We start from the raw sequence: 25,599 nt of genomic DNA, 5'->3' as shown, positions 1-25,599 counted from the left end.
TATCTCCTCGTTTACCGGCTTGGCGATCAATGGCCCAGGTACACTTCAATGACTTTGGGATCGTTCTGAACCCGCTCCATCGAGCCTTCCGACAGCACCTTGCCCTGATGCAGGACGGTGACGCGGTCGGCGATGTCGGCAACAAACTGCATGTCGTGTTCAATCACCAGCACTGAACGGTCCTTGGTGATTTTTTGCAGCAGTGCCGCGGTTTGCTGGCGTTCAGAAACCGACATGCCCGCCACCGGTTCGTCGAGCATCAGCAGCTCGGGGTCCTGGATCAGCAACATGCCGATTTCCAGCCATTGTTTCTGGCCGTGGCTGAGCAGGTCGGCGGACATATCGAGCTTGTCGGCAAGGAAGATCATCTCGGCAATTTCGATAACCTTGTCGATTACCTGCTGGTCGCGCCGGAAGGTCAGTGCTCCCCAGACGTTGCGGCCTCTGGGGTAGGAGAGTTCGAGGTTTTCAAACACCGTCAGGTCTTCGTAAATCGACGGCGTCTGGAACTTGCGGCCGATACCGGCATGGACGATCTGGTGCTCGTTCATGCGGGTCAGCTCCTTGCCCTTGAACTTGATCGAGCCTTCAGTGGCCTTGGTGCGGCCACAAATCAGATCCAGTACGGTGGTTTTACCGGCACCGTTGGGGCCGATAATGACGCGGATTTCCTGCTCCTCGACGTAGAGCGAGAGGTCGCTGACGGCCTTGAAGCCATCGAACGAGACCGTCAGACCCTCCACGCTGAGGACGAAGTCCTTCTGCTCAATGTGCTTGTTAGTTTCCAGCATGACGGTGCTCCACGGTGGGGTTGGCAGAAGGAGTAGATGAGGTTTCGGCCGTTGTCGTCACCGCGACGGCGGGAATGGTGCTGGGCGGTACGGGAGAGCGTAAGCGGGCTGGCAGGCGCGGTTCGATATAGGTTGTCCAGACACCGGCGAGGCCATTCGGGAAGGCCATGACCACACCGATAAACAAGGCCCCCATGGCAAACAGCCACAGCTCCGGAAAGGATTCCGAGAAACTGGTTTTGGCGGCGTTGACCAGCAGAGCGCCATACACCGCCCCCAGCAGCGAAAGACGACCACCAACGGCGCAGAAAATCACCATTTCGATCGACGGCACGATGCCAACAAAGGTGGGTGACATAAAACCGATCTGCAGGGTGAACATGGCACCACCAATGGCGGAGAACACCGAAGCCAGACAGAAGATAAAAATCTTGAATGCCGAGACGTCATAGCCAGAGAAACGCACCCGGTCTTCCCGTTCCCGCATGGCGACTAACAGGCGTCCCAGTTTGCTGTTGATGACGTATTTGCCAATAAACAGACAGACAAACAGCAGGGCCACGCAGACGAAATAAAGAATGTACTTGGCTTCGTCGGTACGAATATCCCAGCCGTGCAGGGTACGCAGGTCGGTGATGCCGTTAACCCCTCCGGTGTAGCCTTGCTGGCCAATGATCAGGATGGTCAGGATGGCGGCCACCGCCTGGGTGATGATGGCAAAATACACCCCGCCAACCCGGCGTTTGAACATGGCAACCGTCACCACAAAGGCGAAAAATGCCGGTACCAGAATAATGGCGAGCAAGGTAAAGCCGAAGCTGTGGAAGGGTTCCCAGAACCACGGCAGCTCGGTGAGCTGGTTCCAGTCCATAAAGTCCGGGATGCCCGGCGTTGTCTGGATGGCGGTGTTTTCCGGGCTGGAGGCTTCCAGCTTCAGAAACATCGCCATGCAGTAACCGCCAAGGCCAAAAAATACACCCTGACCCAGGCTGAGAATGCCGCCGTAGCCCCAGCACAGCACCAGACCAATGGCGACGAAGGCATAGGTCAGATATTTGCCGATCAGGTTGAGGCGGAAAATATCCATACTCAACGGTAGAACCACGATCAGCAACAGCGCCAGAATCAGCATATGGCTGAGCTGGTAGCGAGCGAACAAATGGGCAATAAAGTTCATGGGCGACCTCTTTATTTACGTATTTTGAGAGAGAACAGCCCTTGTGGACGCAGCATCAAAATGCCAACGACGACGAGCAGGGTGAGCACTTTGGCCATCGAGCCACTGAGGAAAAATTCCATGGTCGATTGCGCCTGAGAGATAGTGAAAGCCGATGCGATGGTGCCCACCAGACTGGATGCGCCACCAAAAACCACCACCAGAAAGGTGTCGACGATGTACAGCTGGCCGGAGGTCGGGCCGGTTGAACCGATCATGGTAAAGGCGGCTCCGGCGATCCCGGCGATCCCACAGCCGAGCGCAAAGGTCAGGCGGTCAACGCGGGCGGTGTTGATGCCGACGGCAGAGGCCATCGGCCGGTTTTGCACCACGGCCCGGGTTTGTTTGCCGAGTCGGGATTTCTGCATTGTCAGACCCACACCAACGGCGACCACCAGCGTAATGGCCATCACAAACAGGCCGTTGATGGGAATTTCCACCATATCGGTCAGGGCGATGGAACCCATCAGCCAGTCGGGCAGGGTGACGCCGACTTCCCGCGGGCCAAAGATGGTGCGATACAGTTGTTGCATGATCAGGCTCAGGCCCCAGGTGGCCAGCAGCGTATCGAGTGGGCGTTTATAGAGGTGCCGGATCATGGCCCATTCGATAAAGGCCCCGAGCGCGCCGGCGGCCAGAAAGGCGAGGATCAGGGCGACAAAAAAATACAGGCTGTACAGGGATTCCGGCAGGTATGACGAAAAGACATTGGACGTCAGGTACGTGGTGTAGGCGCCGAGAATCATGAATTCGCCGTGGGCCATATTGATGACGCCCATCTGGCCAAAAATAATCGCCAGCCCCAGTGCCATCAGAACAAAAACAGAAAACAGAGTGAGACCGGCAAATCCCTGCATGGCAAAAATCGAGGTCAGCTCGGTCATGGTGTAGTCGGCAAACATGGTGTTTCCTCCCAGTGGGTTGTAGCGCTACAAGCAGCAAGATAAGCAGAAGGGGAAGCGGCCCTGGCGGGCCGCTTGTTGCGGTTCTTGCTGAGTCACTTGCCTGGTAACACTGGCTTAGTAACCTTCAGGGAACGGGTTAGGCTCGATCAGCTCGGAGCTTTCGTAAACCACCTTGTATTGACCATCCAGCTGGGCGTGGCCGATACGGGTTTTGGACCAGAGGTGATGATTGTCGTGGATGCGGACATAACCTTCTGGAGCGGTGGTCAGCTCGATGTCAGGAGAGGCGGCGCGGACTTTGTCGATATCGAAAGAACCGGCTTTTTCAACAGCGGCTTTCCACAACCAGGGGCCAAGGTAAGCGGCCTGGGTGACATCACCGATCACAATGTCGTCGCCGTATTTGGCTTTGAAGGCTTTAACAAACGCTTCGTTGTTGGCGTTTGGCAGGCTTTGGAAGTACTTCATGGAGGCGTAGATGCCATCGATGTTCTCGCCACCAATGCCGAGGATCTCGTCTTCGGTCACGGAAATGGTCAGGAACAGCGGCTTCTCTTTGGTCATGTCGATGCCCGCGGCTTTCAGCTGCTTGTAGAACGCCACGTTGGAGCCACCAACCACCGAGATAAAGACGACATCCGGTTTTTTCAGTTTGATTTTGTTGATAACCGAGTTGAACTGGGTGTGTCCGAGCGGGTAATACTCTTCGCCAACCACTTTGTCGCCAAGGACACTTTCAATGTGTTTGCGGGCAATCTTGTTGGAGGTACGTGGCCAGATGTAGTCAGACCCCAATAAAAAGTATTTTTTCGCGTCTTTGGCATCATCCGCCCAGTCGAGACCCTCGAGAATTTGCTGGGTGGCTTCCTGACCGGTATAAATTACGTTGGGTGATTGCTCCAGTCCTTCGTAGAAGGTCGGGTAGTAGAGCATGCCGTTGTATTGCTCAAACACGGGCAATACGGCTTTGCGGGAAGCCGAGGTCCAGCAGCCGAACACGGCAGCGACCTTGTCGCGGACCAGCAGTTTCTTGGCTTTTTCGGCAAAGGTTGGCCAGTCGCTGGCACCGTCTTCCTGGGTATATACAATCTGGCGACCCAATACGCCACCCATGGCATTGATCTGGTCGATGGCCAGTTTTTCAGCCTGTACCGAACCGGTTTCACTGATGGCCATGGTGCCGGTAATGGAGTGCAGGATACCGACAGTGACGGTGCTGTCGGTCACGGCAAGGCCGGTTGAGTTGGCGCTGTCAGCCAGTGCTGGCAGGCTGACGTGTGCCAGCGCCAGGGCGGCCGGAATGGCCAGCATGCGACGTAGCAGGGTACGGCGTGTACCTCTGGTTGAGTCGTAATTCCTTGATTTTGAAATCATAATTGGGCCTCTTCATGGGGTCTGCTGTTGGCGTAAGGAACGTTATTCAGCATCCATCATCGGCCGGGGAATGGATATTCGCGTCTTGTGACATCGATGTACGTACATTGACGCATACCCGCAAGCCAGGCTTGTCGTTATGGTCTTGATTCATTCGGGAAGGCGATACGATCGCCGTGGATATAAACCAGACATGTCGCAACCGTCGCCGTATGCCAGTCGTCGCAGTTACAACCGCTGGGTCGCAAACCAGACACTGGAAGACTTTGCCTTACGTTTTACCGCCAAAGATGCCCGCCGCTGGTCAGCGGCCCGGGTTTCCAATACCGCACTGGGCGCCATTTCATTTCTGGCGATGGAGGCCATTGGGGCCACCGTGACGCTGATGTACGGTTTTGATTCCGCTGTTGCTGCCATCATGGTGGTGTCGGCGATTATTTTTCTGACCTCGATTCCGATCAGCTATTACGCCGCCCGCTATGGGGTGGATATCGATTTGCTCAGCCGTGGCGCCGGGTTCGGTTATATCGGCTCGACCGTCACCTCGCTGATTTATGCCTCGTTTACCTTTATCTTTTTTGCCATCGAAGCCGCCATCATGGCCTCTGCGATGGATATCCTGTTTGGTATGCCGCTGTGGGCGGGGTATCTGTTCAGCTCCTTGTTGGTGATTCCGCTGGTAACCCACGGGATTACCGTTATCAGCCGGTTTCAGCTGTGGACGCAACCGTTGTGGATTGTGCTGCAGGTGCTGCCGTTTGTGTTCATTCTCTGGCAAGAGTGGTCGGTGGCGCTGGAATGGGTGAATTACCAGGGAGAAATGTCGCAGGTTCAGGGCGTCGAGGGAGCTGATGGGCATTTTGACCTGATGTATTTTGGCGCTGCATCGGCGGTGGTATTTGCCTTGATTGCGCAAATTGGTGAGCAGGTTGATTTTTTGCGCTTCCTGCCGGAGCCGCAGCCCAAAAACCGTTTGCGCTGGTGGCTGGCACTGATCGGGGGCGGCCCAGGCTGGATTGTGGTGGGCATGTTGAAAATTCTGGCCGGGTCATTCCTCGCGGTACTGGCGGTGAGTTCAGGCATGTCGATTGCCGAGGCGTCTGACCCGACTCGCATTTATTATATTGCCTTTGGTTATCTGACGGATTCACCCATGGCGATTCTGGCCATGACCGGGCTGTTTGTGGTGCTGTGTCAGGTCAAGATCAACGTCACCAATGCCTATGCCGGATCGATTGCCTGGTCGAATTTCTTTTCCCGCCTGACTCACAGTCACCCGGGGCGGGTGGTGTGGCTGGTGTTTAACGTCGTGATCGCGCTGCTGCTGATGATGCTGGGGGTATATGAATCGCTGGAGCGGATTCTGGGTATTTATGCCAACGTTGCGGTGGCCTGGGTCGGGGCGCTGGTCGCCGATCTGGTGATCAATAAACCACTCGGACTAAGCCCCAAACATATCGAATTCAAACGGGCCTATCTGTACGACATCAACCCGGTGGGTTTCGGAGCCATGGTGCTGGCCTCGGTCATTGGCGTGATCAGTTTTATGGGGGTATTGGGCCCGGTCGCTCAAGCGTTATCACCCTATGTTGCGTTAACGACCGCGCTGCTGGTGTCTCCTCTGATTGCGATACTGACACGCGGACGTTATTACCTGGCCAGGGATGTCATTGTCCAGGATTCCGCGGTCTGTGAGTGTGTGGTGTGTAATAACCGTTTTGACGCCGAAGACATTGCCAGCTGCCCGTTGTACAAGGGCGCTATCTGCTCCTTGTGCTGCACGCTGGAATCCCGTTGCCACGACCTTTGCAAAGACAACGCACGACTGAGCGACCAGATTCAGCAACTGTTGGAAATGGTCTTGCCCGTTTGGATGGTGGAACGAATGAACCCGAGGCTGCTGCAGTTTTCCGGGTTGATGGCGATTATCGGATCGATCGTAGGGGGGCTGTTCTGGCTGGTGTATGCGCAGATTCCCTCCTATGCCGAAGGGCATTCACTGCTGGCGGGGACGCTGGCGCAGGTTTATCTGCTGTTACTGATCATCATCGGCGTGTTGATCTGGCTGTTTGTGCTGGCCAACGAAAGCCGTTTGTTTGCGCTGAACGAATCCCAGCGGCAAACCGAGCTGTTGCAACAAGAAATTATTGCCCACGAAGCCACCGACCGGGCCCTGCAGGAATCGACGGAGCTGGCCGAGGCTGCCAATCGCGCCAAGAGCCGCTATCTCGGGGGCATCAGCCATGAGTTGCGCAGCCCGCTGAATTCCATCATCGGTTATGCCCAGCTGCTGGAAAAGGACGAAACGCTTTCCGGGCGGCAACGGGACAAGGTGAAGCTGATTCATCGCAGTGGTGACCACCTGGCGGATTTGATCGAAGGATTGCTGGATATTTCCCGTATCGAAGCAGGACGTCTGGAAATTCACCGCGATGAGTTTGACCTGCACCGGTTACTGGATGAGCTGGTCGATATGTTCCGGCTGCAAGCCGAAGACAAGGGCGTCCGTTTTGACTATCAGTTGTGCCCATACCTGCCACAGATTGTCCGTTCGGACGAAAAGCACCTGCGCCAGATCCTGATCAACCTGCTTTCCAACGCGGTCAAGTTTACACGGGCCGGGACGGTGTCGCTGAGTATCAGCTATCGCAGCCAGGTGGCCGAATTCATGGTGACGGACAGCGGCCCCGGCATCAGCAATCACGACATGCAGCGGATCTTTCTGCCATTTGAACGGATTCGCAAGCCCGGTGTCCCCCAAACGCCAGGGACCGGGCTGGGGTTGACCATTTCCCGCTTGCTGGCCGATATCATGGGAGGCGATATCAGTGTCGACAGCCAATTTGGTCAGGGCAGTGTGTTCCGTTTGTCGATGATGCTCGCCAGTGTGGCACTGCCGGAGCCGGGGATTGCACCAGAGCGCAAGATTGTTGGTTACCAGGGCGCAGAAAAAACCTTGCTTGTGGTGGATGATGACCCTACCCATCGGGGCCTGATCAGCGAGATCCTGACTCCGGTCGGTTTCGAAGTGCTGGAAGCAGAAGATGCCGGTGCCTGCATCCGAGTATTGCAACAAACGCCGGTGGATTTGCTGTTGATGGATATATCCATGCCGGGAATGACCGGGTGGCAATTGCTGCGCCAACTGCGGAACGACGGCGTCAGCAGCCCGGTGGTGATGGTCTCCGCCGATGCCGAAGATCGGCAGTCGGCATTGGCTCAGGGGGACGCCAGTGATCCGGCGGAGCGACTCAATAACGGCTATCTGATCAAGCCGATCCGCGATCGCAAGTTGCTGGACATGGTTGCCAGAGTGCTGCAGTTGCAATGGCAATACGACGACGATGCATCCGAGCTGAGTGCGCCGTCGGGTGCCGACCCTGTCGATATGACGTTATCAGAAGCGAGGGAAATGCTGGCGGCTGCCGAAGTGGGGCACATTGTGGGCATGGAAGCCGTGCTTGAGCAGATGGAGCAGCGGGGCGCTGCTGCGACCATGCTGCGACGAGTACGACACTGCCTCTCGGCCTTCCGGTTCGATGAGCTAATCACACTGACCAAGAAGGTGATCAATGATGAAACATAGCGTCAGCGTCACGGCATCGGGAAGCAGTACCCAGGGAGTGGTACTGATTGCTGATGACACCATTGGTTCACTGGGCATGCTGAATGAAATGCTCGTGCAGGCCGGGTATACGGTGTTGGTGGCCATGGATGGTTTGCAAGCCCTCGCCGTGGCCGAAAGAATGATGCCCGACCTGATTCTAATGGATGCCATGATGCCGAACATGGACGGCTTTGAAGCCTGTGAGGCGTTAAAAAAAGATCCTGATCTCGAAGGTATTCCCGTGATCTTTATGACCGGGTTAAGCGATAGCATGGATGTGGTCCGAGGGTTGGAATCCGGCGGCGTGGATTATGTCACCAAACCTGTGAATCTGGATGTATTGCTGGCCCGGGTGCAGGTTCATATCAGCAATGCCCGCAAGACGCGCCGGGCAATCGGTTCGCTGAATGAAATTGGCCAGCCAACCTTTGCCTGTAACGTGCACGGCCAGCTGTTGTGGTGTTCCAGCCGCACCATCGAAGTCTTGGCCAAATCCGGTTTGTCCGAACAGGCGTTTCAGGAGGCGACCAGTGCCGCGTTGGCGAGCTGGTTTGCCAGTGCTCCGGAACGTTTTCAGCAAGTCCGGGTAGAGCAGAATGCAGGGCAGTTTCTGGTGAAATTTCTGGGTTTACCAGCACCGGGCGAATATTTATTGCGACTGGTGGATGATGATGAAATCTCGCTGCGCCAGACGCTGCGTGACCATTTTCAATTAACGGTACGCGAGGCCGAAGTCTTGCTGTGGTTGTCGCGCGGTAAAACCAACCAGGAAATCGGCCGCATCCTGACCATGAGCCCGCGCACGGTCAACAAGCACCTTGAAACGGTCTTCCGTAAAATGGGGGTTGAGAACCGCACTTCGGCTGCTGCGCTCAGCCTGGGGTATCTGAGCCGGTTGTGAGTTCCTGTGGCATTTGGGCAAACCACCAGAGGGATCGAGGGCTGAGAATCCTGTTTCCCGGTGACTGTGTACGAATGGTTCCCTGAGCGACAACGTATAAACTTGCTCTTGTAAATCAAATGGATAGAGTGAGCAGCAACAGTCATTAAAGGAAGCTGGTGTGCAAACCCTTGAACAGTTACGTAATGGTGAGTTGAAAGGCTGTCGTCATCTGAAGCTGACACAAGCGCTGGAGACCTTTCCGGAAGAAATTTTTACCCTGGCCGACAGTCTGGAAGTGCTGGACCTTTCTGATAATCAGCTGACCGCTTTGCCCGATGACTTGTCGCGCCTGCGCCATCTGAAAATATTGTTTGCCTCGAATAATAATTTCCAGCATTTTCCTGAGGGTATTGGTGGCTGTAGCGCGCTGGAAATTGTTGGTTTCAAACACAATCAGATCCATCACCTCTCCGAGACCTGTTTACCACGAACTCTGCGGTGGTTGATTCTGACGGATAATGACATCGTACGTCTGCCAGAATCGATCGGGTCGTTAGGCAAGCTGGAAAAGCTGGCTTTGGCGGGTAACCGAATCGGATTTTTGCCAGACAGCTTCCAACAGTTAACCCAGTTGGGCTTGTTGCGTATCTCTGCCAACCAACTGGCAGAATTTCCGGCGGTTACCTTAACGTTACCCAAGCTCGCCTGGTTCGCTTTTGCCGGTAATCCTTTTTGTGCGCCAAGGCAAACACATGCCGATTTCCCGTTGGTGGACGCTGAAGCGCTGGCCTTGACCGAGACCTTGGGACGAGGTGCTTCCGGAATTATTTCCCGGGCTTATTGGCAATCGCTGGAGCAACAAGAGATATTGCAGTCAGAGCAGTGGGTTGCGGTAAAGGTTTTTCACGGCGATGTGACCAGTGATGGCTACCCTGAGGATGAACTGGATGCCTGTTTGTCGGTGCCCGCCCATAAAAATCTTGTCACGGCGATGGCCCGTATCAACGCAAACAATATGAGCGCATTGGTGATGGAACTGATTCCTGCCCATTACCAGAATCTTGGCCAGCCACCCAGTTTACACAGTTGTACCCGGGATACCTTTACCCAGGGGCAGCGTTTTTCTTCCCGGCAAGTCGAGCATATGGTTAAGCAAATGCGCAGTATTGTGTCGCATCTGGAACAGGCTGAAGTGTGTCATGGTGATTTGTATGCCCATAACACCCTGATTGATGCCGAGGGTAATATCCTGTTTGGGGATTTTGGTGCGGCTTCCCGGTACGAGTATTTGTCAGCGCAGCAGAAACAAGGCATTCGCACCATTGAACGCCGCGCCCTGGATCATTTTATTGATGACCTGCACGGCCTGATTCCATAAACACCGCTTTTCAACAACCTGCTAGACTCCGGTCATTGGATGAACACAGGAAAAACAACATGAGTCAGCAAGACAATTTGGTGTGGATGGATCTGGAAATGACCGGTCTGGAGCCAGAGCAGGATGTGATTATTGAAATCGCGACGATTGTGACCGATGGTCAGCTGAATCTGATTGCCGAAGGTCCGGTGATGGCGATTCATCAACCTGCGATTCTGCTGGATGCCATGGATGAGTGGAATACGCGTACCCATGGCAATTCAGGGCTGGTGGAGCGAGTCACCAACAGTCCGATCAGTTGTCGCGAGGCCGAGCAGCGGACGCTGGCGTTTCTCAAACAGCATGTCAAAGCCGGAACCTCGCCCTTGTGTGGCAACAGTATCCATCAGGACCGTCGTTTTCTGGTCAAATACATGCCGGAGCTGGAAGCGTTTTTCCATTACCGCAACCTGGATGTCAGTACGCTGAAAGAGTTGGCCAAGCGCTGGTCGCCGTCGGTGGTGTCTTCGTTCGACAAGGCGGGCAGTCATCAGGCGCTGGATGATATTCGTGAGTCCATTGCGGAGCTGGCGCATTATCGCGAGCATTTTCTCCGTTTGCCGGAATAAGGGCGCATCACAAGGTCAGGTGTCCGAGCCAGTCAGAGCAGAGACTATGGCCCCCAGCGGTTGGTATCCCATAACAGCCAGCTGGCCGGGTCCTGCTTGAGCTGGTTGGCCAGGGACTGGTTGATGCGTTCGGTGATTTGGCGGGCTTGTGCCGGCAGCTGGTCGTCAGCGACGGCCTGTGTCGGGGTCAGTGATGGCTCAAATACCTGGCGGTACTGGCCATCGTTGGTTCTTAGGGTGTAGGTCGGAATCAGTGCCATGTGATGACGCAAAGCCATTTCAGCGGCAAAGGTTGAGGTCCAGGCGGGCTGTCCGGCAAAGTCGATTCGTTGGCCGTTACGGCCTTTCTTGACCTTGATGTCGATCAGAATATGGGCGTTGTCACCGTTTTTCAGATGTTGGATCAGTTCACCGGTACGGTTGGTCGAAATCATTCTGGGGCCGACCCGAAAACGCCGGTTAAAACCCAGGTAATCAAAACGGGTATCGGCAAAGTCGCGGTACAACTCCCAAGCTGGAAATCCCAGTTGCTCGATAATCCGGCGGTTCATTTCCCAGTTATTGATATGGCCGCTGACCCATAATATTCCTTGTCCCTGGTCTTTGGCGCGCTGTACGTGTTGCAGCCCTTCTATCTGTGTTCGTTGCCGTTCGTTGCCATCCATGGTGAGGGATTCGGTGGCGGTGAGCAGCATATTGGCGTAATAGCGGTGACGGATATGCTGGCGCTGGGCGACGCTGGCATCAGGCAACAGGCGTTGCAGGTTGTTGTCGAGGTAATGGTTTTTTTTGGCCAACAGCAGGCGTGTCAGTCGGGCAATGATGGGGCCGGTGGCGGCGTAGCGGCTGATTTTCTGTATTCTGGCCCGGCCCATTATCCGGATCAAACCCACCAGCACTGAAGCCAATAACCAGAGTAGCGGGCGCAGCAGATAACGCTGAAGATAAGTGGTCATAAGGTGTACTCGGTGGTGTGGCCAGGCAACGGCTTAAATCGGCTCCAGCCCATCTTCGAACACCCAGCCGTGTTTGCGGCAAAAGCGGAAAATGCGATTAACAACCGGATTGGCCCAACCGTTCAGAATACAGAAGTCGACGCCAAGGTCGAGATGGTGGGATTGATGCTGCTCTTTTGTCATAAACAGTCTGGTTTTTTGCAGGACTCGCACCAGCAGGGAAAGTTTGGGCCGATGGGCACAACTGTGTGCGTATTGGGTCAGCATCAGGGCACCGATCAACGTCCAGCCAAACAAGGCCGTCAGGGAGCCGATCCAGTCGAGGGTGTGCAGCAACAGTAACGACACGGTGGCTGGCAGGGTGACAAAATACATCGCGGGCATGATCAGCCGCAGGAAACTGCGGCGGCCCAGTGCGCCAGGGCTAAGGTGGTGAACCTTGAAATCAAAGACAATGGTTTCCAGTGGTGAAATCTTTTTCATCACCGCAGTGCGTTGTTTGAGATATTCCTCCGAGCCTTTACTACCTTGATAAAAGTACAGTTCCTTGAGGCCAGAGTTTGGCGTAGTGCGCCGATAATCGAGAATAAAATGGGCGACGCCAGACAACAGGTCGGCAAGATAAATCGCCAGAAAAATGACCGGGACAGCCCAGAGAGTTATCTCGCCAGACGTCGCAATACCGACCAGCAAACAGAAATACAGGGTCATGCACAAGCTCACCGCACCGTAGTGCAATAACTTGTTACCTGTAACCCCGTTATTGGCGGCAGAGGGCTTTATCTTTGGGGAGATCCGGGATCCAGGCAAGGTCAGGACTTTCCATATGGGCTGGTCAATAAGCGCTCTATAGTATCGAGCGGATTGGCATATTACAAACCGGCAGGCCAGGTTACTTGACCTGCCGGTCGAAACGAAGGTGACGTTGGTCTGTGTGGTGGTATTGCGATCAGGCGGGCTGATTGTCCTCGCTGACTTGCTCAAGGTTGGCCAGTCGTGCGCCTTCTACAGCGTCGAGGAAGTCGTGCCCCCAGCGTTCGATATCATGGTGTTGCACGGCGTCAAACGCATCCCGTATACGAGAGCGTGCTTCGGCTTCATCCATCACCAGCCCTTGCCAGGCGCTGTCGGCCAGTTCGTGGGGTGAGTGAGGGTTGGTAAGTAGCGCTCCACGCAGTTCGGCAGCGGCACCGGCAAATTCCGACAATACCAGCACTCCGGCTCCGTCGACCATTCCTTGGGTGGCAACGTATTCCTTGGCTACCAGATTCAGGCCATCGCGCAGAGGGGTAATCCACATCACATCGGCCATGGCGTAGTAGGCAACCAGTTGTTCAAACGGCACTTTGCGGAAGAAAAACTGCAAGGGTGTCCAGCCGATTTGGGCAAAGCGGCCGTTGATGCGTCCGACGGCCTGTTCGATATCCACCTGCAGTTCGGCGTAAACGGTCATCTCGGCAGCGGCAGGAACACAGATAGTGACCAGGGTGACGTTGCCAATCAGCTCTGGGTGTTCATCCAGCAAGCGTTCGAAAGCGAGCAGTTTTTCCAGAATCCCCTTGGTGTAGTCAAGGCGTTCGACAGACAGCAAGACCCGGGTGCCTTCCAGCTCCTGTTTGAGCTGGCGGATTTGTGTCTGGATTTCCGGCTTGTCGAGCGCATGGGTAATACGGCCAAGATCCAGCCCTACCGGATGCGCACCCAGATGAATGATGCGGCCATGAACCTTGATAACGGAGGTCATTTCTTCCAGACCGACGGCACAGCCGTAGGTCATGAAGCGCGGTGCACAGTTCTGTTTTTCCAGCACCTTGATCGGCGTAACCCCACGGGCAACATCGACGAAGTTTTCTGACTGGCGTGGAATATGGAAGCCGATAAAATCGCACTGCAGCAGGCTGCCGATAATCTCACGACGCCATGGCACTACGTTGAAGACGTCGGCAGACGGGAAGTAGGTGTGGTGGAAAAAGGCAATGGTGACGTCGGGACGCAGTTCGCGCAGGAAAGCTGGCACCATCCAGAGGTTGTAGTCGTGGATCCAGACAACGGCGTTTTCGGCGGCTTCGGCGGCGGCTCGTTCCGCAAACAGGCGATTGACTTCCAGGTACACCAGCCAGTCTTCTTCAAGAAAGGTGGCGCGCTCCCAGAAGGTATGCAGTGTTGGCCAGAAGGCTTCCTTGGAGAACTTCTTGTAGAAGATATCCACTTCATGAGGCGTCAGGGCAACACGGGCCGTCATCAGTTTGGGGTATTTGACAGCATCAACCGGGCTGCGGGTTTTGTAGCCCGGAGTCTCGGGGTCCACCGTCGACCAGGCAACCCAGGAGCCGGGTTTGCCGTCACCAAAAAAGCTCAGCAGCGTCGGGATAATACCGTTGGGGGAGGATGGCGGCCGTTCGACCATCACACCGTCTTCTACTTTTTCTTCAAACGGCAGGCGGTGGTAAACAACCACCAGGTCGGACTTGCCGGTTTGTTGTTCTTCGCGGGATTCTGCTTCGACACCGGCCATACCCAAAAAGCCAAAATGATTGAAGGCTTCAATAATGCCGCCACAACCGGCTTTTTCTGCGTGGTAGACCATGGTGCTGCGCTCGGTGGCTTCCAGCAGACGGCTTTCGGAGCCGCCAACACAGACAGACGGGTAGTCGAGCTCAATCATTTCCAGATCATTAAAGCTGTCGCCAGCAATCAGCACTTGATCCTGGCTCAGCTCCAGCCATTCGATCAGGCTGTCGAGGGTGGTGCCCTTGTTGACTCCACGAGGCAAAATATCCAGATACTGGTCGGAAGAATACATCAGGTCGCAGCCCAGCTGACTGACCGCGGCTTTTAATTCGTCAGACAGGGTGTCTTGCTCGCAATAGAAGGAACAACGACGCTCCTGGGGGACATCCTGACGTTGCAGCTCGGTAAAGGGTTCCAGTGCATTCAGTACTGCCAGCTCCCCGGGCCAGTTTTGTTCCACTTCTCCCTGGATATGAGTAATGGGTTGCAGGGTTTCTCCATCCACTATGGTGGCACCCACATCACAGATAATGTAATCCGGTTGGGGAATGGACGGATCAGATAGCAGTGGCAGAACCATTTCGATGCCGCGGCCGGTGACAAAAGCCAGGCGGATATCGGGGTGGTGATTGATCAGGTGATAAAGCTGTTGGCGATCGTCCGGGTTGCCGGACAAAAAAGTACCATCAAGGTCTGTGGCAAGTAACATCGTGCGTATTCTCCTTCCGGGGCTGGGTTCATCTTGAACGATGGGCGGCCCTGGTTGACTGGTCGTGATGTCGTCTTGGACATCGGGTTAATTGGCTTCTGCAGCCATGATGCCTGAGCCTTGGCTCGGGCCATGTGGAACAACCGGTCAAACTGCGCTTGCTGTAATAACTGGCCGAGTGACGGTGTTCCTGAATGCGTTTGTGTATCTCTGTTGTATGTTTCTTTTGTTACGTTTTGTCGGATAAGGTTCGTTGTTCTGTGGCCTCCGCCCTGCTCACGAGGTTGGAGGCTGGGTTAACGGTGGTTCATCTGGCTTCGTGGAACTGCCCGGTTCCTCTGTATTATCCACTGCGGATGTATCCGCTGTCGGCTCGCTGTCGTCGATGTCATCTTCCGGCAGCATTTCCAGCGCAGTAGGCGTTGTCCGTACCATGGGTACAAACGGCGCGGCGGATTCAATGTCATCGGCCTTGGTTTGTGGCCGTTTCAGCGAGTAAAAGGCATAAGCAGCAATCATCATATGAGCCAATACAAAAAACAGCAGCAGTGCCAGCGGGCTGTAATATTCCATCAGAGTCCCTGCAACAGCGGGGCCAGCTGCGGCACCCATGCCATGAATCAGCAGCAAGGCACTGCCGGCAGGCAGGATATCACCAGGTTCCAGATGGTCGACCAGATGCGCAACGGATACCGGATACACCGCAAATGCAGCACCTCCCCAGAGAGCCATTAGCGACAGTACCAACCAATAGGAGGCCGGTAGCAGAAACAGCAGCAAGGCTGCTACCACACCGGCGGAAGCCGTGATTGCCAGCACCTGGCGGCGATCGTGGTGATCCGAATAGCGCCCCAGCGGGTACTGGAAGATAGCACCACCAATAATAGTTGCCGACATCAGCATGGCCACCTGGCTGCTGTCGAAGCCGATGCGCTGGCCAAAGACCGGCATCAGTCCCCAGAAAGCCCCCATCGCAAGACCGGAAAAGACGCCGCCAACGACAGCGACCGGTGCCAGCTTGACCAGCCTTTGGGGTGAAAAACGTTTCACTTCCGACACCGATGGCTGGGCCAGACGCGTCCAGGTAATCGGCACCAGACTGATACACACCAAGATGGCCGCCAGCGCGAAGAGGGTAAAGTTGGCCGGGCTGTCGAGCTGCAAGAGTTGCTGCGCCAGCGCCAAGGAGACCAGGTTAACGGCCATATAAATCGCAAACACCTGACCACGCTGCTGTTGTGGTGTCTGGTTGTTGAGCCAGCTTTCAATAATGGTGTACAGAATCACCAGTACTGCCCCGGTGACGACTCGTAGCAAAATCCAGGCGATCGGATTTACCAGCAAGCTGTGCAACAACACAACCGCAGCGGCAATGGCAGCACAGAGCGCAAACGCCCGAATATGACCAATGCGGCGCAGAATGGGCAGGCCAATATAAAACCCGACAAAAAAACCGGCAAAATAGCCCGAACTGATATAACCGATCAGGCTGTCACTGTAGCCCTCGAGGCCACCCCGCAAGGCCAGCAAGGTGTTCAGCAGACCACTGCCGAACAGCAGCAGGGATACCCCAAGGAGCAGTGAACCAATAGGAATAATCAGCGGCAGCATAATAATGTTGTTCCTTTCATGTAGGTGTCGTTCATGGCTGACGATTAACAACAGGGAAAACAAACCTGGCTGTCTTGCTGACTTGTCGCCTGCCAGATTGGACCGTGCAACGACCAGGGAATCTAGCGGTTGCATCACAGGGAATTGACCATTGGCCGACACCACCTTCGTTATGGCAATGTACCCGTGTACACCAGGGATCGGATTGATTGCCCTTGCCCAGGTAAGGAGCTGATTGACTGAGAATATGGTCGTTGCGTTGGATATGTGCCGCCATCTGAAATGAAAACAAGACCTAGAATGGCCCTAAAACAGGGCATATTGCCAGTATTGTCCACAATGCGAGGCGCCAGAGTCGGTTTTTTTGAGAGATATCGGACGGGTTATCCGTATTGATCGGTAGCCTTTGAGTACTTGATCGGAGAGTGGGCTTTGCATGTTGTTATCAGCGTCTATCTGGTGGCGTCAGTATGGCTGCCGGGTCTGATTCTTGTCGGTGAATATAATCCGGCAATGGCCACATGGGCATTTTACTTAAACGATCGTTTCATTTGTGGTTGTCATCCATTCGCAAGCCATTGAAAATGGAAGGATAACAAGAGTGTCGGTCGCGGCACTGACCATTTTACGAGGATGAAGTCTGGAATGAGTACTTCGAATCTGGCGTTGGAACTGATCGATATTCACAAATCCTACGGCGACCTGAACGTATTAAAAGGGGTCACGTTAAAGGCTGCCAAGGGCGATGTGATTTCTATCCTGGGTTCCAGTGGCTCGGGCAAGAGCACCTTGCTGCGGTGCATTAATTTGCTGGAAAAACCCAGTCAGGGCGAAATTGTTATCGGTAATGAACAACTGATGCTGAAGCCGGGCAAACATGGCGAGCTGGAAGCCGCCAGCAGCAAGCAACTCGAAAGGCTGCGCTCCTGTCTCGGGTTTGTGTTCCAGCAGTTTAATCTCTGGCCGCATATGACCATTTTGCAAAACCTGATTGAAGCTCCGATACATGTTCTGGGTGTTCCCAAGGCTGAAGCCATGGAACGGGCACGGAAATTGTTAGCAAAAGTGGGGCTGGCTGATAAGGAAGGTGCTTATCCCGCACATTTGTCCGGTGGCCAGCAGCAACGGGTGGCTATTGCCAGAACCCTGGCGATGGAGCCCAAGGTACTGTTGTTTGATGAACCGACATCGGCACTGGACCCGGAACTGGTCAATGAAGTGCTGGCGGTGATGCGCGAGCTGGCCGACGAAGGCCGTACCATGCTGATTGTCACCCATGAGATGCGGTTTGCCCGTGAGGTGTCCAGCCAGGTGGTGTTTTTGCATCAAGGGCAAGTGGAAGAAATCGGCACACCCGAACAGGTGTTTGATAATCCGAAATCCCCGCGCGTCAAAGATTTTATGGCCAGTCACCAGGGCGGATGATGGCTCTGGTGTTTTGCGATGGCTGGTGTTGCGATGGCTGCCATGGGGCCCAACGATAGGTCTCGGCGGCTAATTCCCTGATTGATATTCATAACTCTGATATTCACAACCATGAGGAAAGAGAACGATGCGTAAGGTAATCACGACAGCCTGTTTGTTGGTATCCTGCCTGACAGCTCCACTGGCATTGGCGGGCGACAAGGTCCGTATTGCAACAGAAGGTGCCTATGCACCGTTTAATATGACGGATAACCAGGGCAACCTGATTGGTTTTGACGTCGATATCGCCAAGGCCTTGTGTGCCGAAATGAAAGCCGATTGTGAAATCGTGGCGCAAGACTGGGACGGTATTATTCCGGGGCTGCGTGCTCGCAAGTACGATGCGATTATTGCTTCCATGTCGATCACTGAAGAGCGTTTGCGGGTCGTGGATTTCAGCGAAAAATACTACGCCAACATGCTGGCTTTTGTTGGGCCTGAAGGCAAAACCCTGGATGTCACCAAAGCCGGTCTGAAAGGCAAGGTGATTGGTGCCCAGCGTGCCACTATTGCTGGTCAGTATCTGGAAGATAACTTCGGCGATATCGTTGATGTGAAGCTTTACGATACCCAGGACAACGCTTATCTGGATCTGGCGAATGGCCGCCTGGACGGCATCATGTCGGACAAGTTCCCGGCCTACGACTGGTTGCGTACCGACGATGGCAAAGGCTTTGAATTCAAGGGCGACGACCTGGATATCGATGACCATATTGCCATTGCTGTTCGTAAAGGCGACAAGCTGGCGAACAAATTCAGCGCTGCTATCAAGGCTATCCGTGCCAATGGCAAATACGCTGAGATCAACGCCAAATATTTCCCGTTTGATATTTACTGATATTGCCTGCCGGAGTCACTCGCTCTGAGTGCTCCGGTGCTATTTCTGCTTCTGGACGAGAGTCGCAACTGTTATGGATTTACAAGGGTACGGCCAGCTGCTGTTGAGCGGCTTGTGGGTCACCATTGAGCTGGCCTTGGTCAGTCTGTTTTTTGGCCTGATCATCGGCTTGTGTGGTGCCTCGGCCCGGCTGTCTGCTTCTCCTGTTGCCCGTGCGATCGCAACGACCTACACCACGGTTGTACGGGGTATTCCAGAGCTGTTACTGGTGTTGACTCTGTATTTTGGCGGTTCACAGCTATTGATGTGGATTGCCAGCATGTTTGGCTACGACGAATATATCGATGTTGGCCAGTTTGCGGCGGCAGTGGCGGCGCTGGCGATTGCCTTTGGTGCGTACTCCACCGAAGTGTTCCGAATGGCGATGATGGATTTACCCAAGGGCCAGTGGGAATCCGCTGCGGCCATGGGTATGACGCCATTAAAAACCTTTGTTCGTATCATCATGCCGCAAGTGTGGCGCCTGGCGATTCCTGGTTTGGGCAATCTGTTTCAGGTCTTGCTGAAAGATACGGCTCTGGTCTCTGTGGTTGGTTTGAATGAGCTGATGCGGCAAGCGTCGGTCGGTGCTGCCAATACCAAACAACCGTTCGATTTTTATCTTGCTGCTGCCTTGTTGTATCTGTTACTCACGGTTGCCACCACACTGATTACCGGTTATCTCGAACGTCGCAGTAAACCCGAATTAAGAGGAACCCGCGCATGAGCTGGGAGTGGGGGGTTATTTGGGAATATCTACCGCGGTTATTGGGAGGGGCTTGGCTGACTCTGGAGCTGGTGGCTGTTTCCGGCTTGTTGGGATTGGCTCTGGCGGTGCCGTTGGCGCTGGCGCGAGCATCGGCTAATCCGCTGGTGAGAGCGTTTCCGTATGCCTATATCTTTTTCTTTCGCGGTACACCATTGCTGGTGCAAATCTTTCTGATCTATTACGGCGCGTCACAGTTTGATGCTGTGAAAGAGTCCTTTTTGTGGCCTGTTCTGCGTGAGCCGTACTGGTGCGCGATTATTGCTTTCTCGATGAATACGGCCGCTTATACCGCCGAGTTGATTCGGGCGGCGATTCAGGCGATTCCCAAAGGTGAGATCGAAGTCTCGCTGGCGTTGGGGATGAGTAAATTGACCATGATCCGGCGTATTATCCTGCCGCGTGCTGCTGGTATCGTGTTGCCGGGTTACAGCAACGAAGTGCTGTTGATGCTGAAAAGTTCGGCGCTGGCTTCGACGATTACCTTGCTGGATTTGACTGGCATGGCACGGACGATTATTGCCAGAACCTACACGCCACTGGAAATGTTTTTTGCGGCAGGCATGGTGTACCTGGCCATTGCTGCCGTCATGATTCTGGTGTTCCGTTTGCTGGAGCGGCGACTGAACCGTTATCAGTTTGCCAAGCGCCCGTCATGATCTGACACTTGGCTTCAGCACTTCTTGACGGAGCAAGAGTGGGGGAGTGCTGTACTCACTATCTCACTATCTCACTATCTCACTATCTCACTATGTTGGTTGTAGGTTGTTGCTCGTCGATCCGAGGTCTGTAGGGCGTCTATGCCTGAACGCTGTTTTGAATCCACGGCACGGATTCTGATGCAATGTTCACAAAGGCCTGGGCTGTGGGTGCCAGTCGGGATGAGCGGTAATGCATTTGCGTCAGTACCTGGGTGTGGTCATCTTCAATCGGCATAAATCGACAGCCTTGTGTAAACAGCTTCGACACGCACAAGGGCGCGATAGCAACCCCCAGCCCGGCGGCCACCATGGTTAACACTGTCTGCATGTGTTTGGGCTGGGCAGAAATATGGGGTGAAAAATGATGGCGTTGGCAAAGATTGATAATGCTGTCGAATAAACCTACGGCTTCTTCCCTTTGAAATAAAATAATGTGCTCTTGCCTGAGGTCATCCAGACGTATTGACTGCCGCTGTGCCAGCGCATGCTGCGAAGGCAGTACAAGGGTTAACTGATCGGTATAGAGCAATTGGCTGGTAAAAGTGGTTTGCAGCTCCTGCGGCAGTGGCCGAGAGATACCAATATCAATGTGATTGGTTTCAAAGGCGAGTAATTGCTCGGATGCGGTCATTTCAAACAGACTGATTTCAACATCCGGGTACTGGCTATGAAAACGTTGCACCAGATCCGGAATAAAGGTCAAACAGGCGGAAGGTAAATAGCCTACTTTCAGGCTGCCCAATTCACCATTGGCGGCTTTTTGGGTACGCAGGACGGCTTCTTCTGCTTGTTGCAATATGCGCGTTGCATCGGTGAATAATTGTCGGCCAGCCGCCGTGATATGCACATCGCGTGTGTTGCGAATAAACAACAGGGTGCCCAGTTCTTTTTCCAGCGCTGCGATATGGCGACTGATTGCTGGCTGCACGGTATGTAGCTCCCGCGCCGCAGCGGAAAAACTTTTTAATGTCGCAACGGCAATAAAACTTTTTAACGGCTTCAATTCCATTTATTGATACTCAATCCGTATGACTGTGATGATATTAAATCATTTCTGTTCTAGCTGCCAGGGACTTACTCTGTGTGTTCTGGTGCGGATTTCAGGCAGATATTGGCCGTTGAATCTGTCTGTGTCATGACGCCGGGTAATTTTTATTCATGCAGGAGCTTCTGATTAATGAGCCGACTTTCTTCTTTGGGCAGCTATACCTTGCTGTGTATTTCCTGCCTGACCATTATGGTGGGGGCGGTGGTTGCGCCAGGGTTGGCCAGTATTTCGATGTCTCTGGGGGTCGCAGATCACGCTGGTTTCCTGATCACATTGCCTGCGCTGGGAGCGGTGTTGTTCGCGCCGTTTGCCGGGCGTTTGATTGATCGGTTTGGTGCTTATCCATGTACTTTTGTTGCTTTGTTTTTGTACGGTGCACTGGGCGTTTCCGGGCAATGGTTGTCTGGGCCTATAGCGGTATACAGCAACCGGATCGCACTGGGGGCGATGACCACGGTGGTGATGGCTGGCAGTACGACACTGATTTCACAGTTTTACGTTGGGCATGAGCGCTTGAAAATGATTGCCCGGCAAGGCATGGCGGTGGAGGCAGGAGGTGTGATTTTCCTGTTTATTGGTGGCTTGCTGGCGGTTCAGTCCTGGGAATTACCCTTCTTTATCTATCTGGTTGCCTGGCTGTTTCTGGGGATGCTGTTTTTGTTTGTGCCTGATACGTCTGCCCAGCCGATATCGTTAGCGGAAAGCCCTGAATCCAGCGGGTCAGGCTCCAGGTCATTGTTGTGGGTGTATCTGTCGGCCTGTATGGCAATGATGATATTTTTTACGGTGATCGTGGTGTTACCGCTCAGTATGGAAAAGTCGGGTTATAGCGCCGATCACATTGGGCTGTTGCTGGCATTTATATCGTTTGTTGCGGTTATTACTGCCCACTTTTTGCCAAGGGTAAACCTGCGCTGGAAAGATAAGGGCACACTGAGTCTGGCGTTTGTATTTTATGCGCTGGGGCATCTGGCTTTTTATGTCGGAGCCAGCGTGTCGGTTCTGGTCTTGGGTGGATTGCTGGCGGGGATGGGATTCGGGCTTTCGATTCCATTGCTGAATCATATGACGGTTGAACGAAGTGACCCCGGCCAGCGCGGTAAAAATTTATCGTATTTTGCCATGGCTATATTTCTGGGCCAGTTCCTGACTTCTTTTGTGGAGTTTGTTTCGGGTCATTTCCTCTATCTGATCGCGGCGTTGGTGGCAGCCTTGTACGGTATTTGTGTCTGGGTGGTGTTTGCTCAACGTTCACCGGCAGCGCCGACAGCATCGTGACGGCTGCGTGTCTGAGGGTTGTTGTAATCGCCGTGCCAGTGGTTGATGACTTGTTTGTGTTATCGCGACTGCTGTGCCAGCGCCCAGTCGATATGTTGCTGCACCAGCTCACTGACTTGTGGGCGTTTGTTTTCCAGCGCCGCCACCACGTCGAGGCTGGCAGGGGCGTTTCCCAGAGCGACCGCGATATTGCGTAGCCAGTTTTCATGGCCGGTACGACGAATGGGCATGCCTTCGGTTTTTTTCAGGAAGGTTGCCTCATCCCACTGGAACAGTTCCAGCAGGGTGGCCTTGTCGAGCTGGTGGCGGGGGGTGAAGTCGGTTTCCTTGCTGCTATTGCTGAAGCGATTCCAGGGGCAGCCAATCTGGCAGTCGTCACAACCAAAAATACGATTGCCCATGCCTGGGCGCAGCTCTACTGGAATCGGGCCGTCCAGTTCAATGGTGAGATAGGAAATGCAGCGCCGGGCATCCAGTACCTGAGGGCCAACAAAGGCCTGGGTCGGGCAAATATCCAGACAAGCCGTACAGCGGCCGCAATGCTCTTGCGGGTAGGGTGGATCGATGGGCAGGGGCAAGTCGGTCAACAGTTCGCCAAGAAAAAAATACGATCCGGCTTTACGATTGATTAACAGGGTGTTTTTGCCAATCCAGCCCAGCCCGGCTTTGGTGGCTAACGCTCGTTCCATAATCGGGGCGCTGTCAACAAAGGCCCGAAACCCCAGGTTGTCGACTTCTGCTGCCAGTTTTTTTCCCAGTTGGGTTAACCGTTTGCGGATCAGCTTATGGTAATCCCTGCCCAGCGCATAACGGGAAATATAGGCGTTGTTGGGGTTTTGTAACTGTGGGATCAGGTCGACCTGCGGAGCCAGATAATCCATGCGGACACTGATTACCCGCACCGTGCCGGGCATCAGTTTGTCGGGACGCCAGCGCATGTCGTCATGGTCGGCCATATAGTGCATTTCACCGTGATAGCCCTGACTGAGCCATTGTTGCAGTGTGTGACTGTGTTCACTCAGGTCAATATCTGTCACTCCTACTTGCTGGAACCCCAGTTCATTTCCCCAGTCTGTCAACTGTTGGCGCAGCGCATTAAGCGTAGAAGATGGTATAACGTGAGGATTGTCAGACATGATTTCGCTTAGTGGCAAGAGACTGGTTATAATTCGGTCATTTTATCACAGCGACAAATAGTCCTCGGTGTTAATCTTGGAGTCACTCATTATGTTTAATCGCCGCCTTATGATTGTTGTGTGCTGTCGAGGTAGCCTTGATGCTGATCAGAAGCAATGGCGTTGTTCTATTTGCAGGAATCATGGATGAAACGACCAAACAGTATTGTAGATCACCTGCCCGGAGCGCTGTATAGCGCCGAACAGGTAAGAAAACTGGATCAGGCTGTAATGGCAGCCGAAGGTATTCGATCCTTTGAATTAATGGCCCGTGCCGGAGAAGCAGCGTTTGCCTGCTTGCTGGGACGTTGGGGCTCAACAGAATCCGTATGTGTCATCGCTGGTGCCGGTAATAACGGCGGTGACGGTTATGTATTGGCGGCTCTGGCGGCCTTGCATGGTATGGATGTGCATTTGTATACGCTGGGTGATCACGACCAGTTGTCGGAGGCCAGTACCGAAGCCCGGCAAATGGCGCTGGATGCTGGCGTGCTTCCCCGTGCATTTGAAGGGGAACTGGATTTTGACGGTGAACTGATTGTGGATGCCCTGTTGGGTATCGGTTTGAATACTACCGTCGCCGGTTTGTATGCGGATGTGATCTGGGCTGTCAATGGGCACCCGGCCGATGTACTGGCGCTGGATATTCCGTCGGGCCTGGATGCCGATACCGGTGGCGTTATGGGCGTGGCGGTCTACGCCGCCATGACGGTCACTTTTATTGGTGTCAAACGCGGCTTATTGGTGGCCGATGGCCCGGATCTCTGTGGTGAGATTGCTTTTGCGGCTCTGTCGACGGAAAGCGATAGCAGCGGTCGTCTGGTTCCTGATTGTGAACGCATCAGCTGGCACCGCTTGCGGCAATTGAGCCAGCTATTGCCGTTACGTTCCGGTAATACACACAAGGGCCAGTTTGGGCATGTGCTGGTTATCGGCGGTAATCTGGGCATGGCCGGTGCGGTGATAATGGCTTCTGAGGCGGCTGGTCGTTCCGGTGCGGGTTTGGTCAGCTGTGCGACGCGTCCAGAGCATGGCGTTGCAGTGCTGGCACGTCGCCCGGAAGTCATGGTGCACGGGGTTGTTTCTGGTCTGGAACTGGCAAGCTTGCTCGACAGTGCCAGTGTACTGGCCGTTGGTCCGGGGATGGGGCAAGGCAGCTGGGCTGAGTTGATGCTGCAACAGGCACTGAAAAGCGAAAAACCGCTGGTGCTGGATGCGGATGGCTTGAACTTGCTCGCGACACCGGCCTGGTTCCACGAATTTTCCCAGCGTAATGTTGTGCTGACCCCGCATCCCGGAGAAGCGGCGCGCCTACTGGGGATGGATACCCTGCATGTGCAGCAGAATCGTTTTGCGGCAGCCAGAGCATTGGCGGAGAAATATCAGGCCGTTGTGGTCCTGAAAGGGCGTGGCACTCTGGTGGCGCATCCGGATGGCCGGGTAGCCGTCTGCACCGATGGGAATCCGGGTATGGCCACTGGTGGCATGGGAGATGTATTGACCGGGGTGGTTGCAGCCCTGATCGCCCAGGGGTGTGATGCCTGGCAGGCGGCCCGGTTGGGCGTTTGTCTGCACAGTGCCGCTGCTGATCTGGCGGCAGAAGAAGGAGGGAGTCGTGGTTTGTTGGCCAGTGATTTGTTTCCTTACCTGCGTGCATTGAATAACGACAGTTGAGTGTTTGATGCCCGGATGGTTCGTTGCCATTTACATTGGGAATCGGCGGGTGGGCTGCTACACTTGC

Annotated in this window: 20 protein-coding genes; 10 read left to right on the top strand and 10 right to left on the bottom strand. The window is 54.4% G+C overall.

Annotated elements, in window-relative coordinates; all coding sequences use genetic code 11:
* Window positions 1-26: 26 nt before the first annotated feature.
* The 4 genes from urtD to urtA form a co-directional block, all read right to left on the bottom strand.
* The gene (gene urtD / locus Q8W22_RS07940; protein WP_303433181.1) at window positions 27-791 is read right to left on the bottom strand and encodes an urea ABC transporter ATP-binding protein UrtD; all 765 of its coding nucleotides are present in this window, start codon (window positions 789-791) and stop codon (window positions 27-29) included.
* Window positions 778-1,968 carry an urea ABC transporter permease subunit UrtC gene (urtC, locus tag Q8W22_RS07935; RefSeq protein ID WP_303433182.1) on the bottom strand — a complete coding sequence of 397 codons (1,191 nt, stop codon included), beginning with the start codon at window positions 1,966-1,968 and terminating at the stop codon, window positions 778-780. Before urtC ends, urtD begins: the two co-directional genes overlap by 14 nt.
* An 11-nt stretch (window positions 1,969-1,979) precedes the next feature.
* The gene (gene urtB, locus Q8W22_RS07930) at window positions 1,980-2,909 is read right to left on the bottom strand and encodes an urea ABC transporter permease subunit UrtB (RefSeq protein ID WP_303433184.1); all 930 of its coding nucleotides are present in this window, start codon (window positions 2,907-2,909) and stop codon (window positions 1,980-1,982) included.
* A gap of 117 nt (window positions 2,910-3,026) precedes the next feature.
* Window positions 3,027-4,286, bottom strand: coding sequence for an urea ABC transporter substrate-binding protein (gene urtA / locus Q8W22_RS07925; protein ID WP_303433185.1), 1,260 nt, complete (start codon window positions 4,284-4,286; stop codon window positions 3,027-3,029).
* Between the two features lie 193 nt (window positions 4,287-4,479).
* On the opposite strand from urtA, the gene Q8W22_RS07920 reads away from it, so the two are divergent.
* The 4 genes from Q8W22_RS07920 to orn all read left to right on the top strand — a co-directional run bounded on the left by Q8W22_RS07920 (window position 4,480) and on the right by orn (window position 10,762).
* Window positions 4,480-7,872 (top strand): ATP-binding protein, encoded by a 3,393-nt coding sequence (locus Q8W22_RS07920; protein WP_305452013.1) that lies wholly within the window; start codon window positions 4,480-4,482, stop codon window positions 7,870-7,872.
* Entirely contained in the window at window positions 7,859-8,794 is a 936-nt protein-coding gene (locus Q8W22_RS07915; protein ID WP_303433187.1) for a response regulator transcription factor, read from the top strand. The genes Q8W22_RS07920 and Q8W22_RS07915 overlap by 14 nt, the downstream gene beginning before the upstream one ends.
* A 160-nt stretch (window positions 8,795-8,954) precedes the next feature.
* Entirely contained in the window at window positions 8,955-10,154 is a 1,200-nt protein-coding gene (locus Q8W22_RS07910; RefSeq protein ID WP_305452011.1) for a leucine-rich repeat-containing protein kinase family protein, read from the top strand.
* 59 nt (window positions 10,155-10,213) lie between these two features.
* Window positions 10,214-10,762 (top strand): oligoribonuclease, encoded by a 549-nt coding sequence (gene orn / locus Q8W22_RS07905; RefSeq protein ID WP_303433189.1) that lies wholly within the window; start codon window positions 10,214-10,216, stop codon window positions 10,760-10,762.
* 44 nt (window positions 10,763-10,806) lie between these two features.
* On the opposite strand, the gene Q8W22_RS07900 is transcribed toward orn, so the two are convergent.
* The 4 genes from Q8W22_RS07900 to Q8W22_RS07885 all read right to left on the bottom strand — a co-directional run bounded on the left by Q8W22_RS07900 (window position 10,807) and on the right by Q8W22_RS07885 (window position 16,549).
* Window positions 10,807-11,718 (bottom strand): lysophospholipid acyltransferase family protein, encoded by a 912-nt coding sequence (locus Q8W22_RS07900; protein WP_305452010.1) that lies wholly within the window; start codon window positions 11,716-11,718, stop codon window positions 10,807-10,809.
* Window positions 11,719-11,751: 33 nt separating this feature from the next.
* The gene (locus Q8W22_RS07895; protein WP_303433192.1) at window positions 11,752-12,429 is read right to left on the bottom strand and encodes a fatty acid desaturase CarF family protein; all 678 of its coding nucleotides are present in this window, start codon (window positions 12,427-12,429) and stop codon (window positions 11,752-11,754) included.
* A 238-nt stretch (window positions 12,430-12,667) separates the two neighbouring features.
* Window positions 12,668-14,938 (bottom strand): glucosylglycerol-phosphate synthase, encoded by a 2,271-nt coding sequence (gene ggpS / locus Q8W22_RS07890; protein WP_303433194.1) that lies wholly within the window; start codon window positions 14,936-14,938, stop codon window positions 12,668-12,670.
* A 276-nt stretch (window positions 14,939-15,214) separates the two neighbouring features.
* Entirely contained in the window at window positions 15,215-16,549 is a 1,335-nt protein-coding gene (locus tag Q8W22_RS07885) for an MFS transporter (protein ID WP_305452009.1), read from the bottom strand.
* 645 nt (window positions 16,550-17,194) lie between these two features.
* Here Q8W22_RS07885 and Q8W22_RS07880 point away from each other — a divergent pair.
* The 4 genes from Q8W22_RS07880 (at window position 17,195) to Q8W22_RS07865 (ending at window position 20,315) form a co-directional block, all read left to right on the top strand.
* Window positions 17,195-17,974 (top strand): ABC transporter ATP-binding protein, encoded by a 780-nt coding sequence (locus Q8W22_RS07880; protein WP_303433197.1) that lies wholly within the window; start codon window positions 17,195-17,197, stop codon window positions 17,972-17,974.
* Window positions 17,975-18,101: 127 nt separating this feature from the next.
* Window positions 18,102-18,851: an ABC transporter substrate-binding protein gene (locus Q8W22_RS07875; RefSeq protein WP_303433199.1), complete on the top strand. Its 750-nt coding sequence runs from the start codon at window positions 18,102-18,104 to the stop codon at window positions 18,849-18,851.
* A gap of 73 nt (window positions 18,852-18,924) precedes the next feature.
* Entirely contained in the window at window positions 18,925-19,617 is a 693-nt protein-coding gene (locus Q8W22_RS07870) for an ABC transporter permease (RefSeq protein ID WP_305452008.1), read from the top strand.
* Window positions 19,614-20,315: an ABC transporter permease gene (locus Q8W22_RS07865; RefSeq protein WP_303433202.1), complete on the top strand. Its 702-nt coding sequence runs from the start codon at window positions 19,614-19,616 to the stop codon at window positions 20,313-20,315. Before Q8W22_RS07870 ends, Q8W22_RS07865 begins: the two co-directional genes overlap by 4 nt.
* Window positions 20,316-20,454: 139 nt before the next feature.
* Here the strand turns inward: Q8W22_RS07865 and Q8W22_RS07860 are convergent, their stop codons facing one another.
* Window positions 20,455-21,366, bottom strand: coding sequence for a LysR family transcriptional regulator (locus Q8W22_RS07860; RefSeq protein ID WP_303433203.1), 912 nt, complete (start codon window positions 21,364-21,366; stop codon window positions 20,455-20,457).
* Window positions 21,367-21,534: 168 nt separating this feature from the next.
* Between Q8W22_RS07860 and Q8W22_RS07855 the strand changes: the two genes are divergently transcribed.
* The gene (locus Q8W22_RS07855; protein WP_305452006.1) at window positions 21,535-22,683 is read left to right on the top strand and encodes an MFS transporter; all 1,149 of its coding nucleotides are present in this window, start codon (window positions 21,535-21,537) and stop codon (window positions 22,681-22,683) included.
* A gap of 59 nt (window positions 22,684-22,742) precedes the next feature.
* Here the strand turns inward: Q8W22_RS07855 and queG are convergent, their stop codons facing one another.
* Window positions 22,743-23,819, bottom strand: coding sequence for a tRNA epoxyqueuosine(34) reductase QueG (queG, locus tag Q8W22_RS07850; RefSeq protein ID WP_303433205.1), 1,077 nt, complete (start codon window positions 23,817-23,819; stop codon window positions 22,743-22,745).
* A 186-nt stretch (window positions 23,820-24,005) separates the two neighbouring features.
* On the opposite strand from queG, the gene Q8W22_RS07845 reads away from it, so the two are divergent.
* On the top strand, window positions 24,006-25,532 hold the full coding sequence (locus tag Q8W22_RS07845; RefSeq protein WP_303433206.1) for an NAD(P)H-hydrate dehydratase: 1,527 nt from the start codon (window positions 24,006-24,008) through the stop codon (window positions 25,530-25,532).
* Window positions 25,533-25,599 lie beyond the last annotated feature (67 nt).

Source organism: Oceanobacter sp. 1_MG-2023 (genome assembly GCF_030689025.1).
In the GTDB taxonomy this organism is placed as follows: Bacteria; Pseudomonadota; Gammaproteobacteria; order Pseudomonadales; family Oceanobacteraceae; genus Oceanobacter.
The sequence above is the reverse complement of the archived record's forward strand: the minus strand, read 5'-3'. Positions and strand labels throughout refer to the sequence as shown.